Raw genomic sequence first — 12974 nt, 5'->3', positions numbered from 1 at the left:
AAATTTTAGCTCGCATAGAGAGTCTACCGAAAGATTCGCATTCTCGAAACTCCCCATTCGATCGAATCTGGTTAAACTCAGATGTTACACCATTCTCAAGAAGGCTTTTATGAACAGGCTTTCCGGCCTGTTCCACAATAAAATTCACTCTTTGTGGAACAGGCCGGAAAGCCTGTTAAGCGAGAATGGTGCAAGATATCAGTTAAACAGAGATGTTGCACCATTCTCAACAAGCCTTTCAGGGGCTGGCTCTCCTGCCCAACCCCTACTCCCCACAAGAAAATTCACTCTTTGTGGAACAGGCCCAAAAGCCTGTTAAGCGAGAATGGTGCAAGATATGTGAGTTTAACCTCCCATAGCCCATTCTCAACAAGACCGGATCGACCGGAATTCTCGACCCAAATTTCCGCACCTGCAGCTAAGCGTTCACGGCTGCAAAATTAATTGCCATTCTCCGGCTGTGCTGTTCCAAGCCGGCGAGGGTGTCTCCCCGGCGACGAAAGGCCCCCAGTAGCGGCGAGAACCATCCTGAGCAAAAACCACTAAAATGTCTCCCCGTTTGACTTGTAACTTTCCCTCCGGCAGCGATAGCATCAGTCCCTTGCCGCCACCTTCCCCCGGCGCAAAATCCCAGTGCGCCGGTTTGCCGTAGGATTCCTTGGCTTGCCGTTTCGACAGCAGGGCCACTCGCACTGGGTGTTCGCTGCGGTTGCTGACGCGCAAAAGACCGGAGGCCTTAGCATTTACAGGGATTGAGGAAAGCAATTCCTCCTCTGCCTCTGGGGGGGTTGGTATTGAGTCGGGTTTGGGTTCGCTAGCGGTGTCTGCTGAATCTGTCGCCACTGGGGAAATGGGGGGTATGGGGGGGAGTGCGGTGGCTTGTGAGGGCCAATCGCTCGACTGATTTGAACCGTTGGAGATAGTGATTTCAAAACGTCCTAGAAACATTCCTGTAATTAGGACGATCGACACTCCAATTACGAGCTGGTAAATTTTAAGATTCATAAATTTTAGGCTTAAAGGATAGACTGCACCCGCAATGAGTCTTAACTATTTTTAATGTAAAACCAGGGGCTGCTGTGACACAAGATACAGTTACACTTAATGACTTAACCGTTCTCTGCTATAATTCGCCGATCGCTTAATACCATCTTAGATGTTAAATTTTATATTTTAGATGGCGACATACTGACCGCGGTAAGAATTTGGAGTTAGCCTGGAGGGGCATTTGTTGACCGATCGGTATAGCTTTTAATAGCAGTTTCAAAAAAAAGTGCTACTCTATGCCCGTACTCTAAACCCCAATATTTATCAGTAATTCCGCATCTAAAATCTCCAATCTCGAATCTCCAACGGTATAATTTTTTTTATGCAGAATACCCGAATTAACAGATTGATTGATGTTCTGGGCGAGCGATTCCGAGGCTGGCTGAGCAATCCTTGGCGGCGGATTTCGCTAATGCTAATTAGCCTGCTTTTCGGCACTTTTTTGGGAACTGCTATTTCGACTATCGCCGGACAATCTGCTGATTGGGATATTATCGCCGCCGGGCTGTTGGTGTTGTTGACTGAGTTTGCAAGCTGGCTGGTTTACGGCAGCCCGCGGCCTGTAGCCCGTTCTTTTTGGGTGGATATGCTCACTGCTCTAAGAATTGGCTTGACTTACAATTTATTTGTGGAGGCTTTCAAACTTGGCTCTTAAAATGAGGGGAAATATTTGTCGGTTGTAGATAGTAATTGTACAAAACCCGCCCCCGCTAGCGAGAGTTTTTTAGGATATGGATCGATCGACTGTAACCCCTGTTGAAATTTTACATCGATGGCAAGCCGGCGATCGCCCAAAAGCTCCCGACTTCGAGCACCTGGCTTTGTGGGAACTTGCGGATGATTTGCGATCCTCTTCGAGGGCTTCGCGATCGCGCGCTTTTGGGATTACTCCCGACAGTGTAGCCGATATTGTCCGCTGCAAAACCGATTTATTCTTTTCTCTTCTTGACGAACTGCATACTTTCCCCGTAAAGTCAACTGTTTTTCTCGAAACTTTGTGGAATCTGTGGCTGCCGCTGGCAATGCAATTATCGACTGCCAAACAAAGTTTAAACCGTCCTTTAATTCAAGGAATTTTAGGAGGGCAAGGAACGGGAAAAACTACTTTATGCCAAGTTTTGAGGCTGATTCTGGGAAAATTGGGATATTCTACTGTCAGCCTTTCTTTAGACGATCTTTACAAGACTTATGCCGATCGCCAACAACTCCAAAAAGCAGACCCGCGTTTAATTTGGCGCGGCCCCCCCGGCACTCACGATATTGACTTGGGAATCGCAGTTTTAGACAAGTTGCGCGGTTCTCAAACTCATAATTTAGCAGCATTTGACAATCCCAAATCAGATGCCCTCAAACCGGATATAATTAAAAATATAGAAATTCCCAGGTTTGACAAATCAGCCTATGGAGGTGCAGGAGATAGAAGTCAACCCGAAATTATTTCCGGTGCGGATATTGTACTTTTTGAAGGTTGGTTTGTCGGTGTGAATCCGGTGGTTGATGCCAAATTAAACCAGTTTTTGGCGGGTGCACCGTTTCCGATTTTCACAGAGGGCGACTGTCAGTTTGCGCGCGATATGAATGCGAAGCTGCACGACTATCTGCCCCTGTGGAACCGATTAGATCGGTTGATGGTTTTGTATCCCCAAGATTATCGCATTTCTCAAGTGTGGCGCAATCAGGCGGAACGGGAAATGATGGCGACGGGGAAGTCGGGAATGTCAGAAGCGGAAATTAATCGGTTTGTCGAATATTTCTGGAAAGCGCTGCATCCCGAGTTATTTATTAAGTCGATGGTTGAGGAGGGCGATCGCGTGGATTTAGTAATTGAAATTTTGGGCGATCGCACGATCGGCAAAATTTGTCGGGCGATCGACTGAAAATTAAGCGATTAGGGAGATTTAAAATTAACGGTTTAAGGACACAAAAATGTTGTGTCCCTACCCTATTGCAGCTTTTAAGGACACAACCTTGTTCCCTCCCTACTGTATTGCAGCTTATCGTACACTCACTTGCAGCACTTATCTAACAAGTGGTTTGACGCGCGAATTATAGGGGTAAGGCGCGTCATCAGCACCCTACAATACAGAGGTTGTCCGTCGAGAATGGAGAATTTCTAAATTAACTGCCGGGAGTACCAAGATCGAGCGCTTTCTGTATCAAATCGTCGGTAACTTCGCCCGGTGTACCTGCAGGCTTAATTTCCTGAGCCATCGAACGAAAATCAGCGGGATTGCCGTTTGTATCTGCAGGCTTTGCGATATCTTTAGGAGCGGGAATAGGAAATTTAGGTGCAGTTGCAGCGGCGGCAGCTTGAGCGCCGGCACCCGTGCGATCGATGTCACTAACACTAAATTCTTTTGAAGCTTCGTAGTCTGCTGATACATCAACTGTCGGCAACTTTTGTTCTCCAGCTTCCACGCTTTCAGTTATCTGCTGAGCGTCAAAGCTTTCAGTGTTATTTGGTTCTGTATTGATTTGAGACATAGCCGACTCCTTTCTAGTTTTATTTAACAATTTACTGTATTTATTGTGATTCTATTTCGTTAATTTTTCATCTACCCGTAGATATATCGCGCGCTTCTATCTCAAGGCTGATTTATTCTCATGTGGCTGGTCAACATTACACGAGTTTCCTAAACTAATCCAACTATATGCAAGCTTCAAACCCATACATCATGTGCCATTCTCAATTCTTACATCTAAAATCTAAAATTTAAAATCTCAAATCGTATTACCTCTTCGGGATGGTGACTCGCACTTACAAATGTTGATATTTATATATTTTGAAAGCATTTTTAAGGAATTTTGTTTATGAACTCACCCGCCGCGACCAATCCTCACTCTCTCTCCAACGACACTCAAAACATCGTTCAGACAATCAACGGGTTGGGTACAGATGAAAAACTGGCGCTGCTCTACTTTGTTTATGAAAAAATGGGAGATTCAATTACACCAGCCGCTCCCACCGCAGCCGACCCACAATTAGCTCCCATGCTGCTGGATGATTTTTACAAGCTTTCCCATGACCAACAACTGAATATAATGCGAGGTATTGTCAACCGCGACGACACGCCGTATTCTCACGCTTACGGAGCTTTAACTGCTAACAATCAGTTGGTAGTTTGGTATGCTTGGGCGATTGGTATGGGTGAAACAATTGTCGATATCCCCGACGGATATGAGGCAACTGAGGCTGTCAATGGCGTGTTGGGTCAAATTGAAGGTCTTGATTTTGAACAGCAAATTTCGGTGCTGCGCGACGTAGCTAATAATATGGGCTACACCGATGTTAAACCAATTGCTACTCAGGCAGAAGTAGGGAAAACTTCTAGTCTTTAAGACATAAAAGTCTGCTGTTGCAACCTATCCTACACAAACTCTCCTCCTAGCAGAGAGGGACTCAAGAATAAAGGAATTACCCAAAACCTCTATATGTAGGGTGCGTCTCGGCGCACCCTACCGCTATAATTATTAGGTAAAACCTTTTTTTGCTCTTAGTCCTATTTATTTTTTCGTCTATTATAGATGAACAAAAGTTTTTGTAAGAGCAGTGAAAATCGGCTATTTTGATAAATATAAAAAGGTTTTTAAGCTGTTGGGCATTTAAAAGAGGATAGTAAGGTGCGGAGCGTACATAAGTATGAACCATATCCCGCAAGTGTTGGCTTCTGACGCACCCTACGTCTGTCGTTATTGGTTTAAATGCGTAATAGCTTAGGAATGAGAATTAAATAACTTCCACTCTTGAAAGTGGGATGGGCTCTTATAGCCCGTCCACTCATGACGGGCGGGACGCCCATCCCACAATAACAATTAAAATTGTAAGTTATTTAATTCGCTATCCTTAGTCAGGAAGTAAGTTTTTTAGGATAAACTTTTCGCGGAAATTCCATCCGAAATATCGAACCTTTTTTGGGTTGACTTTCAGCAGTAATTGTGCCGTCGATCATCTTGACTAAAGAGGCACAAATAGCTAGTCCTAAACCAGTGCCTGGATATTGGCGAGTTGTGGTTTGGTCGCCTTGGTGGAACTTGTCGAAAATGTGGGGAAGATCGGTTTCACAGATGCCGATTCCTGTATCCCGAACGGTGATAATTAGCCGATCGCGATTTAATTCCCGCACCTCAATGTAGATGCTGCCCTCATGTGTGAATTTAACCGCGTTGGAAACGAGATTGACCAAGATTTGCCGCAGGCGCAACTTGTCATTAACTATAAACTTATGCTGCAAGCACACGCTGACGGACATTGCCACGTTCTTATCGGTGGCTTGATTTCCGAATTCTAAGGCGACATCCATTACTAAATTTGCTAAATCAAATTTTTCAATTGTTAATTCTGTGCGGCCGCTCTCGATTTTGGAGAGGTCGAGGATATCGTTAATCAGCAGTAGCAGGTTTTTGCCGTTATCTAAAATGCGCCCCACCATTTCTTTTTGCTGGGCACTGAGCAGTTGTTTGTGCTGGCGCAGCAGCAATTGGGAAAAGCCGATAATCGAATTCATGGGAGTTCGCAATTCGTGGGACATGATGCCCAAAAATTGCGATTTTAACTTGGCTGCTTCTAGCAGTTCCAATTTTTGCTGTTGAATGCGTCGCCCTTGATTTTCCAGTTCTTCCTGCTGGCGAATTAGCAACTCGTTTTGCAAGTCTAAAAGCTCTTCCTGCTTTTTTAATTTTTCGATCGCCAGCGCGTTGTTAATTGCCATCGCCGCTTGTTTTCCCATCACCGCCAGCAGTTGCTGAGTATGGGCGTCAATCGCCCTGCTGTCTTTCCGGTTGCCGATGGCTAACACACCCAAACGCCCGCTTTGGTCGGACTCGATCGCGACTGCACAAGCCGCCGCCGGCAGCAAGCCTTTGCGGCACTCCGACCGCCACAGTACAGACTCTCCCGTCGCAAATGCTTTCCACAGCAGCTTGTTTTGCACGTGCGGGGTTTTGCCCCCACCAAAGTTTTCCGTACCCCCGACAGCGCTGAGTTTGAGGCCGCTGCAATCCGACTCCAGGAGAGCAACTAGGCAAAATTCCGCTCCCGCGATCGCCTCTACAGTCGCGTCCGCGATGGCTTGCAACAACTGGCACAAACTGCCCGCGCGCTGGCTCAATATATTTGTAAACTGCTCTATCACCTGTAACTCCCGCCCAGCCTCTATTACCGTCCGGGCTTGGCACAATTTTTCTACTTTGAAATTAGCTTCCGAGCACGCTTGATGGCGCCAAAACTCTGGTTCTGCTTGGGGCTCGGCTTTAGTTTGTTCGATCGGCTCCATATCTGTGTAGGTTCCCACCCACTCCAAAACTTCCTGACTGTCGGGGTTAGCGAGCCTTCCTTTGGCCACGTTCCAGCGGTAAGTGCCCTCTCGCGTCTGCAGGCGAAATAGAATTTCGTAGCTTGGCGGTGGGAACTTAGAACTGTGCGATCTCGCCAATAGACGAGGGCGGTCTTCTGGGTGGACGCGCGCCAGATAGCCGAAACCCAAAGCTGCTGCTGCTGGTACGCCTGTGTACTCCTCCCAGCGCTGACAGAAATAAGTAGCCCAGCCGTCGGCCTTTGTTTTCCAAACTATGTGAGGAATTGCCGACCACAGGCGATCGTCCTGAGTTTCGCGGTCGCCAACTTGCGGTTGGGGGGATGTTATTTCAGATACTTTGTCTAAGATTTCCGAGTCGGAAAACTCCGAGCGAAAAGACTTATTCCCGTGATACTGAGTCATAACAGGTTATATAAATAAGCATTGGACTAGAGCCCTAACATCGGCTAAAGACTCGTGCGGCTAGCTTTATTGATTTTGACCGCCCTGGTGCATCAAAACTTTTTATACTTTAAATTTATCTGGGTAGTGGTATCTTTACCTCTATCAACGGGCGGACAAGGAGATAATTCAGTTAAACTGTTAAAACATTGAGAGCTTACCTGTCCCGATCCGGATAGTGCAGGCATCGTCGCAAAATAACTTAAAAATTAACTTGCATTCTTGGCTGCTGCATGAGTATGCTTAACAATGATGTGCGACCTGTAAAACCCTAAATCAGGACACATTCTCAAATTTACTCAGTTTAGCTGAGTCAGTTGACGATATTTTAAAAGTTTAGCGGACTATTGGAAGAAAGATGAGTAAAATTCGCGTTGCTTTGGTAGAAGACCATGACCTGACAAGAGTCGGCATCCGCACAGCTTTACAACAGCGTGACACGATAGAAGTTGTTGGCGATGCAGCTAACGCTACAGAGGGATTGAAACTGCTTCAGTCTTCAAAACCTGACGTGGCAATTGTAGATATTGGGTTGCCGGATTTTGACGGCATTGAACTGACACAAAAGTTCAAAAAATCCTTAGAGGAGTCCGATCCAGATACAAAAATTTTGATTCTGACTTTTCAGGACAATGAAGAAGAAGTTCTGGCAGCTTTTGCCGCCGGAGCTGACTCTTACTGCATGAAAGATATTAGCTTCGATCAGTTATTAGATGTAGTAAAAGTAACTCACGAAGGTAACTCTTGGATCGATCCGGCGATCGCCCGTATCGTCCTGAAACAAGCTCGCACTCAGGAACCCGCGCCGGAAGAACCGAAGGCTGAGGGCAAAAGAGTCACAATTAAGGCTGCCGAACCCGAGTTTAGTCACATTATTGAGACTTACCCTTTAACCGAGCGGGAATTAGAGGTTTTGGAACTGATCGTACAGGGTTACAGCAATGCTGCGATCGCCGAAAAGCTTTACATTACTGTCGGTACAGTCAAGACTCACGTCCGCAATATTCTCAACAAACTGTGCGCTGATGACCGTACTCAGGCAGCCGTTCTCGCCCTGCGTTCTGGCTTGGTTGGATAAAGCCTGATCGTCAGGCAAAATCAAGTTAAAAGTAGGGTGCGCTGGGCGCACCTTACGGCTACGGATTCAGGGTGTGCAGTGCACACAGACTTACTAATTGTTACAAAAAAATTAGGGTAGGCAGTGTGCACCAGCAGAGCAATTATTGGTTGTTATAAAAGTAATCGAGTTTAAAGCCGCATCTATCCATGTACAGATATTTTTTAAAGTGAATCTATCTTAAGATAGATGCTAAAAAATTAGCTTATTATTAATAGTTGTTGTTGAGCGATCCCCGGTTAGATAAATTTCTCTGGCACTGCCAATATTGCGCGACCTCAATTCATAAAAGGCAGAGACAGAGACCATATTACGATCCTTTTAGGAATAGTTAAGCCTTAAAAAAATTATATCCGTAGAGCGATGCTGAGTTCGCTTAAATTTGCCAAATTAAAAGTATCAACTGCTACTGAAATATTTTAGAAAGAGGTATTATGGCTGCCCCAATTGAATTCAAGTTATTTGCTCCCTACAACAAAGGAGCTGCCTTGATTGGCTCTTTTTCTAATTGGGAAGAGATTCCGATGGAAAAGGACGAAGAAGGTTATTTCCGCACGCGAGTTGAGTTAAAAGATGGCGTTTATCAATATAAATTTCGAGTTCAGTCTAAAAGCTGGTTTCTGGAACCCGATCAGTGGGTAGATGTGGTCGATCCCTACGCGACTGACATTGACGATCCTACTCAAAACGGCATTGTTCGGATCAAAGATGGCTCGCGCATTGTCGATACCTACGTCTGGAAACACGACGACAAACCGCTGCCGGCCGATCGGGAATTAGTGATTTACGAAATGCACGTTGCCGACTTTTCCGGCGGCGAAGCCGATCCGCTGGCCCGCGGCAAGTACAAGCACGTCGTTGAAAAACTCGATTACCTAGTCGAACTCGGCGTCAACGCGATCGAACTCATGCCCCTCAAAGAATACCCGGGCGACTACAGTTGGGGCTACAACCCCCGCTACTTCTTCGCTGCCGAGTCAAGCTACGGCACCACAGAAGAACTCAAAAACCTGATAGACGAGTGTCACGGGCGCGGCATTCGCATCATCATGGACGGGATTTACAACCACTCCGAATCGTCGAGCCCCCTCACTCAAATCGATCACGATTATTGGTACCACCACGAACCCCGCGATCCAGACAACAATTGGGGCCCGGAATTTAACTACGAATTTTACGACGAAAACTTAGGAACTTACCCGGCGCGCAAATTTACTGGCGATACAGTCCGCTATTGGGTTCAAGAATATCATCTCGACGGCATTCGTTTCGACGCGGCGCGACAAATTGCTAACTACGATTTCATGCACTGGATAGTTCAAGAAGCCAAAAATGTCGCCGGCCCCAAACCGTTTTATACCGTTGCCGAATACATTCCCGACGAGCCCAGCATCACGAATCTAGACGGGCCGATGGACGGCTGCTGGCACGACAGTTTCTATCACTCGATAATTCCACAACTGTGCGGGGACAATTTTGATTTAGAACGGCTCAAAGAGGTAATCGACTGCAAGCGGCAAGGTTACTTGGGTGCTACGAATGTAGTCAATTATTTGAGCAATCACGATCACGATCGCGTTTTTGCCGAATTGGGCGATCGGGGAATTTTGGATGAAGCCGCCTTCAAGCGGGCAAAGTTGGGAACCGTGCTGTTAATGACAGCAGTTGGCGTGCCGCTGATTTGGATGGGCGAAGAATTTGGCGAATACAAAGGCAAAACAATTGAGCAATCTAAAATTGACTGGACGCTGCTAGGAAATGACCTGAATAAAGGTTTGTGGGAATACTACAAAGGCTTGATTCACCTGCGTAAAAATAACCAAGCACTTTACACAGAAAACATCGAGTTTTTCCACGAAGACCCCGACTCGAAAGTTTTTGCTTACACTCGCTGGAACGATGAAGGTTCCAGAGTTGTAGTAGTCGCGAATATGTCGGAAAATTATCTGGCAGGTTACAGCGTTCCCCACTTTCCGGCAAACGGAACTTGGCACGAATGGACGGGGAATTATGATGTTGAATCTGGCGATGACAATATTATGATTGACTTGCCGGAATACGAAGCAAAAGTGTTTGTTTGGCAGTAAGCTGTCATATCGATTCCGGTTGCACTCCTCATTGTTGACAGTCAAAAGTCAACAGTCAACAGTCAACAATCACCTGACGGTGCAACCGGAATCGATATTATTTCCCAGATTGATTTTCTAGGCACAATTGGGTTATGGCCGCCGCCGGTATTGGTTTGCTAAAGAAGTAACCCTGACCGATATCGCACTGATGCGATCGCAAAAACGCCAACTGTTCTGCTGTTTCCACACCCTCAGCAATCACCTGTAAATTCAGGCCCTGTCCCAAGGCGATCGCCAGTTTCACAATAGTAGCACCGCTGCTGCCGGTCACCAAATCGGCCACGAAAGATTTGTCTATTTTTAAATTATTGAGGGGAAAGTTTTTCAGAGACCACAGCGAAGAATAACCGGTGCCAAAATCGTCAAGAGAAATGTGAATTCCCATGTCCTGCAACTGCTGCAATACTGACACCGTAAAGCTCACATCTGTCATGGCAATGCTCTCGGTAATTTCTATTTCTAAATATTCGGGATTTAACTTGGTTTCTGATAAAATTTCAGCGATGGTTTGTACCGTGTGAGGTTGCAGAAACTGGCGGGCTGATAAATTCACTGCTATCCGCATCGGCGGCAATCCCAGTAACTGCCACGCTCGATTTTGCAAGCAAGCAGTCCGCATCACCCATTCGTCAATTTGGCAGATTAATCCTGTTTCCTCAGCTAAGGGAATAAATCGATCGGGAGGAATCAAACCGCGTTCGGGGTGCTCCCAGCGAATCAGAGCTTCCATGCCCACTATTTTGCCAGTATTTAAGTTTATTTGCGGTTGATAGTGCAGGACAAACTCTGAATTTTTTAGAGCTTTGTAAAGATGATTTTCTAAGTTAAGATCCTCGGATACTTTACTGCCGATCGCCTGCGTGTAAAACTGATAATTATTGCGACCTTTCTGTTTAGCTTTGTACATCGCAGCATCAGCATTTTTTAGCAAAGTTTCTGCATCTTCTCCGTCGTAAGGAGCCAAAGCAATTCCCAAGCTAGCCTTAATATAAAGTTCCAGACCCTCAAAATCAAAAGGACTGCTTAAACTCTGGATAATTAGCTGGCAAATTTTAGTTGCTTCCTCCGGGGTGTTGATATTGTACAGCAGCACAGTAAATTCATCTCCGCCCCAACGAGCCATCGAATCCCCGACGCGCAAACACTTAGTCAAACGCCGAGATACACTTTGCAGCAACAAATCGCCCACTGGATGACCGAGAGTATCGTTAACATTTTTAAATCTATCTAAATCTAGAAAAATTACCGCCAGCATTTCTCCATTTTGGTGAGCGCTAGCTAAAGCTAAAGACAGCCTTTCATTAAACAGCAATCTATTAGGTAAACCAGTTAACGGATCGTGAGAAGCTTGATGTCGGATCATCGCCTCGACGCGCCTCTGCATTGCAGCCATGTACAGGTGAGTCCCTAAAGATTGTGCTAGCTTTTGTTCTTCGCTAGTCCACTTTTGAGCTTCGCCAGTTTTGATTTCTTTCCAAGCTGCAAATGACTGTCGGGGACGATCGTGCCGGGCGTCCGAACTGCAACGGCCCGCCCACAAAATTTCGGTTTCTATAGGGCTGCGAAAAACGGTGAGACAGCCGATGCACTGTTGGCGGTATTGCAGCGGTACTGCCAAAAATGAGCGAATGGAAGCTGCGAGTAAATTGGCAGATACAGATTTAAGTTGAGGTTCTTTAGAAATATCGGAAATTGCGTACAAGTGCGGTACGAGAAAACTGGAAATATTGCTGTCAATTGAGCTGTAATGCTGGGAATATAGATTTTCAAAAATACCTAATTGGCTTGTATGGTTAGCAGTTTGTGCTGGATCGTCTTGGTTTGCCCTCCCCATAATCTGCTGCCAAAATGGGCTGAGCTCGAGGTCGATGTCGGCGGGCTGCTGGCCGCAGGTGTAAAGCAAAGCGGGCCGATCGTCAAACTCGGCTGCAATGTATAGTCGCCCTCCGGAACCGCGCAAATGCTTGACAGTTTGTTCGAGAACTGCTTTCCGAATTTCGTTGATTTCCAGAGGAGAATGCAGCAAACTGGTAATTTGGTTGATAACGGCTTCGTCGCGCGCTTGCTGTCGGGCTTGACTCAGCAGAAAAGATTGGGCGATCGCAATTGAAAGTTGATCCACAAGCAACTGCACCATTTTCAATTCTCGATCGCTAAACCGTTTCGGTTGGCTGTGGTGAGACACCAACAGCCCCCAAAGGTGATTTTGATGCACAATCGGCACCGTCAGAGAAGAACGTGCCCCCATAGCCTTCAGATATTCAGCGTGACAGGGGTCTACAGGACGATAGCTAATATCTTCAACTGCTAAAGTTTTGCCGGTTTCGGGACAATCTAACCGATTAATTGTTTGATGCTGCAATTCCACATCTACAATCACTCGCTGCCGCGCTTTGAGAAACATTTCCCGAGCACTCTGGGGAATGTCGCCTGGTGGAAAGCGCAAACCCAGCATAGATGGCAATTTGTCGCCGTTGGTGGACTCAGCAATGACCTCACCGCTACCGTCAGACTCAAAGCGATAAACTTTTACTCGATCGCTCTCTAAAAAGCTGCGAATTTCTCGCGCAGTTGTCGTCAAAATCTCTTGCAGTTCTAAAGAGTTGCGGATGCGATTGGTAATTCGATTGAGTAAAATCTCTTGTTCTAAAGTCGATCGTGACATTTGTCTAACTTTGGTGCGGATCATCGCTTTTGAACTCCCGGGCTCTTGACAGCTTTTTTGCGAGCCACAGTCTTCACTTGCCCTGTATTATACATTACAATACTTTCGCTCCGTCTATTGAATTTACCCAACCCCGGAGCAAGAAACTCGGTTTCTGGGGATATTTCCGCTTTTTCGACAAATTTCGGCGATAAACCGGGTTTTTCAAAAGACTTTTATGAGGACGGCCGTACTCACTACAAACCTATTAGACCTTTCCC

The 12974-nt window shown here is 46.2% G+C and carries 9 protein-coding genes; 5 read left to right on the top strand and 4 right to left on the bottom strand.

What is annotated here, in order from left to right:
- Nucleotides 1-426 precede the first annotated feature (426 nt).
- Complete coding sequence (locus QUA50_RS01960; protein ID WP_333260784.1) at nt 427-1005, bottom strand: hypothetical protein; 579 nt, start codon at nt 1003-1005, stop codon at nt 427-429.
- Nucleotides 1006-1369: 364 nt separating this feature from the next.
- Here QUA50_RS01960 and QUA50_RS01955 point away from each other — a divergent pair, with 364 nt between their 5' ends.
- Together QUA50_RS01955 and QUA50_RS01950 are read left to right on the top strand one after the other, a co-directional pair.
- The gene (locus QUA50_RS01955) at nt 1370-1702 is read left to right on the top strand and encodes a DUF565 domain-containing protein (RefSeq protein ID WP_333260787.1); all 333 of its coding nucleotides are present in this window, start codon (nt 1370-1372) and stop codon (nt 1700-1702) included.
- A 76-nt stretch (nt 1703-1778) separates the two neighbouring features.
- On the top strand, nt 1779-2924 hold the full coding sequence (locus QUA50_RS01950) for a glycerate kinase (RefSeq protein WP_333260789.1): 1146 nt from the start codon (nt 1779-1781) through the stop codon (nt 2922-2924).
- 241 nt (nt 2925-3165) lie between these two features.
- Here QUA50_RS01950 and QUA50_RS01945 read toward each other — a convergent pair whose 3' ends face one another.
- Nucleotides 3166-3531: a hypothetical protein gene (locus QUA50_RS01945; RefSeq protein WP_333260792.1), complete on the bottom strand. Its 366-nt coding sequence runs from the start codon at nt 3529-3531 to the stop codon at nt 3166-3168.
- A 327-nt stretch (nt 3532-3858) separates the two neighbouring features.
- Between QUA50_RS01945 and QUA50_RS01940 the strand changes: the two genes are divergently transcribed.
- Complete coding sequence (locus QUA50_RS01940; protein WP_333260794.1) at nt 3859-4386, top strand: orange carotenoid protein N-terminal domain-containing protein; 528 nt, start codon at nt 3859-3861, stop codon at nt 4384-4386.
- Nucleotides 4387-4895: 509 nt separating this feature from the next.
- Here QUA50_RS01940 and QUA50_RS01935 read toward each other — a convergent pair.
- A complete protein-coding gene (locus QUA50_RS01935; RefSeq protein WP_333260796.1) occupies nt 4896-6764 on the bottom strand; it encodes an ATP-binding protein in 1869 nt (622 codons plus the stop codon).
- Between the two features lie 397 nt (nt 6765-7161).
- On the opposite strand from QUA50_RS01935, the gene QUA50_RS01930 reads away from it, so the two are divergent.
- The gene (locus QUA50_RS01930; RefSeq protein ID WP_333259428.1) at nt 7162-7881 is read left to right on the top strand and encodes a response regulator transcription factor; all 720 of its coding nucleotides are present in this window, start codon (nt 7162-7164) and stop codon (nt 7879-7881) included.
- A gap of 473 nt (nt 7882-8354) precedes the next feature.
- Nucleotides 8355-10007 (top strand): alpha-amylase family glycosyl hydrolase, encoded by a 1653-nt coding sequence (locus QUA50_RS01925; protein WP_333260799.1) that lies wholly within the window; start codon nt 8355-8357, stop codon nt 10005-10007.
- Between the two features lie 97 nt (nt 10008-10104).
- On the opposite strand, the gene QUA50_RS01920 is transcribed toward QUA50_RS01925, so the two are convergent.
- Nucleotides 10105-12738, bottom strand: coding sequence for an EAL domain-containing protein (locus QUA50_RS01920; RefSeq protein WP_445243140.1), 2634 nt, complete (start codon nt 12736-12738; stop codon nt 10105-10107).
- Nucleotides 12739-12974: the final 236 nt, after the last annotated feature.

The sequence above is a fragment of the Microcoleus sp. M2_D5 genome, from assembly GCF_036701935.1.
Classification (GTDB): Bacteria; Cyanobacteriota; Cyanobacteriia; order Cyanobacteriales; family Microcoleaceae; genus Microcoleus.
This window is presented reverse-complemented; position numbering and strand designations above follow the sequence as displayed.

Bases quoted from the DNA above. Each gene is read 5' to 3' on its own strand.
- QUA50_RS01960 (WP_333260784.1), bottom strand. From the start codon at position 1,005: ATGAATCTTAAAATTTACCAGCTCGTAATTGGAGTGTCGATCGTCCTA.
- QUA50_RS01955 (WP_333260787.1), top strand. From the start codon at position 1,370: ATGCAGAATACCCGAATTAACAGATTGATTGATGTTCTGGGCGAGCGA.
- QUA50_RS01950 (WP_333260789.1), top strand. From the start codon at position 1,779: ATGGATCGATCGACTGTAACCCCTGTTGAAATTTTACATCGATGGCAA.
- QUA50_RS01945 (WP_333260792.1), bottom strand. From the start codon at position 3,531: ATGTCTCAAATCAATACAGAACCAAATAACACTGAAAGCTTTGACGCT.
- QUA50_RS01940 (WP_333260794.1), top strand. From the start codon at position 3,859: ATGAACTCACCCGCCGCGACCAATCCTCACTCTCTCTCCAACGACACT.
- QUA50_RS01935 (WP_333260796.1), bottom strand. From the start codon at position 6,764: ATGACTCAGTATCACGGGAATAAGTCTTTTCGCTCGGAGTTTTCCGAC.
- QUA50_RS01930 (WP_333259428.1), top strand. From the start codon at position 7,162: ATGAGTAAAATTCGCGTTGCTTTGGTAGAAGACCATGACCTGACAAGA.
- QUA50_RS01925 (WP_333260799.1), top strand. From the start codon at position 8,355: ATGGCTGCCCCAATTGAATTCAAGTTATTTGCTCCCTACAACAAAGGA.
- QUA50_RS01920 (WP_445243140.1), bottom strand. From the start codon at position 12,738: ATGATCCGCACCAAAGTTAGACAAATGTCACGATCGACTTTAGAACAA.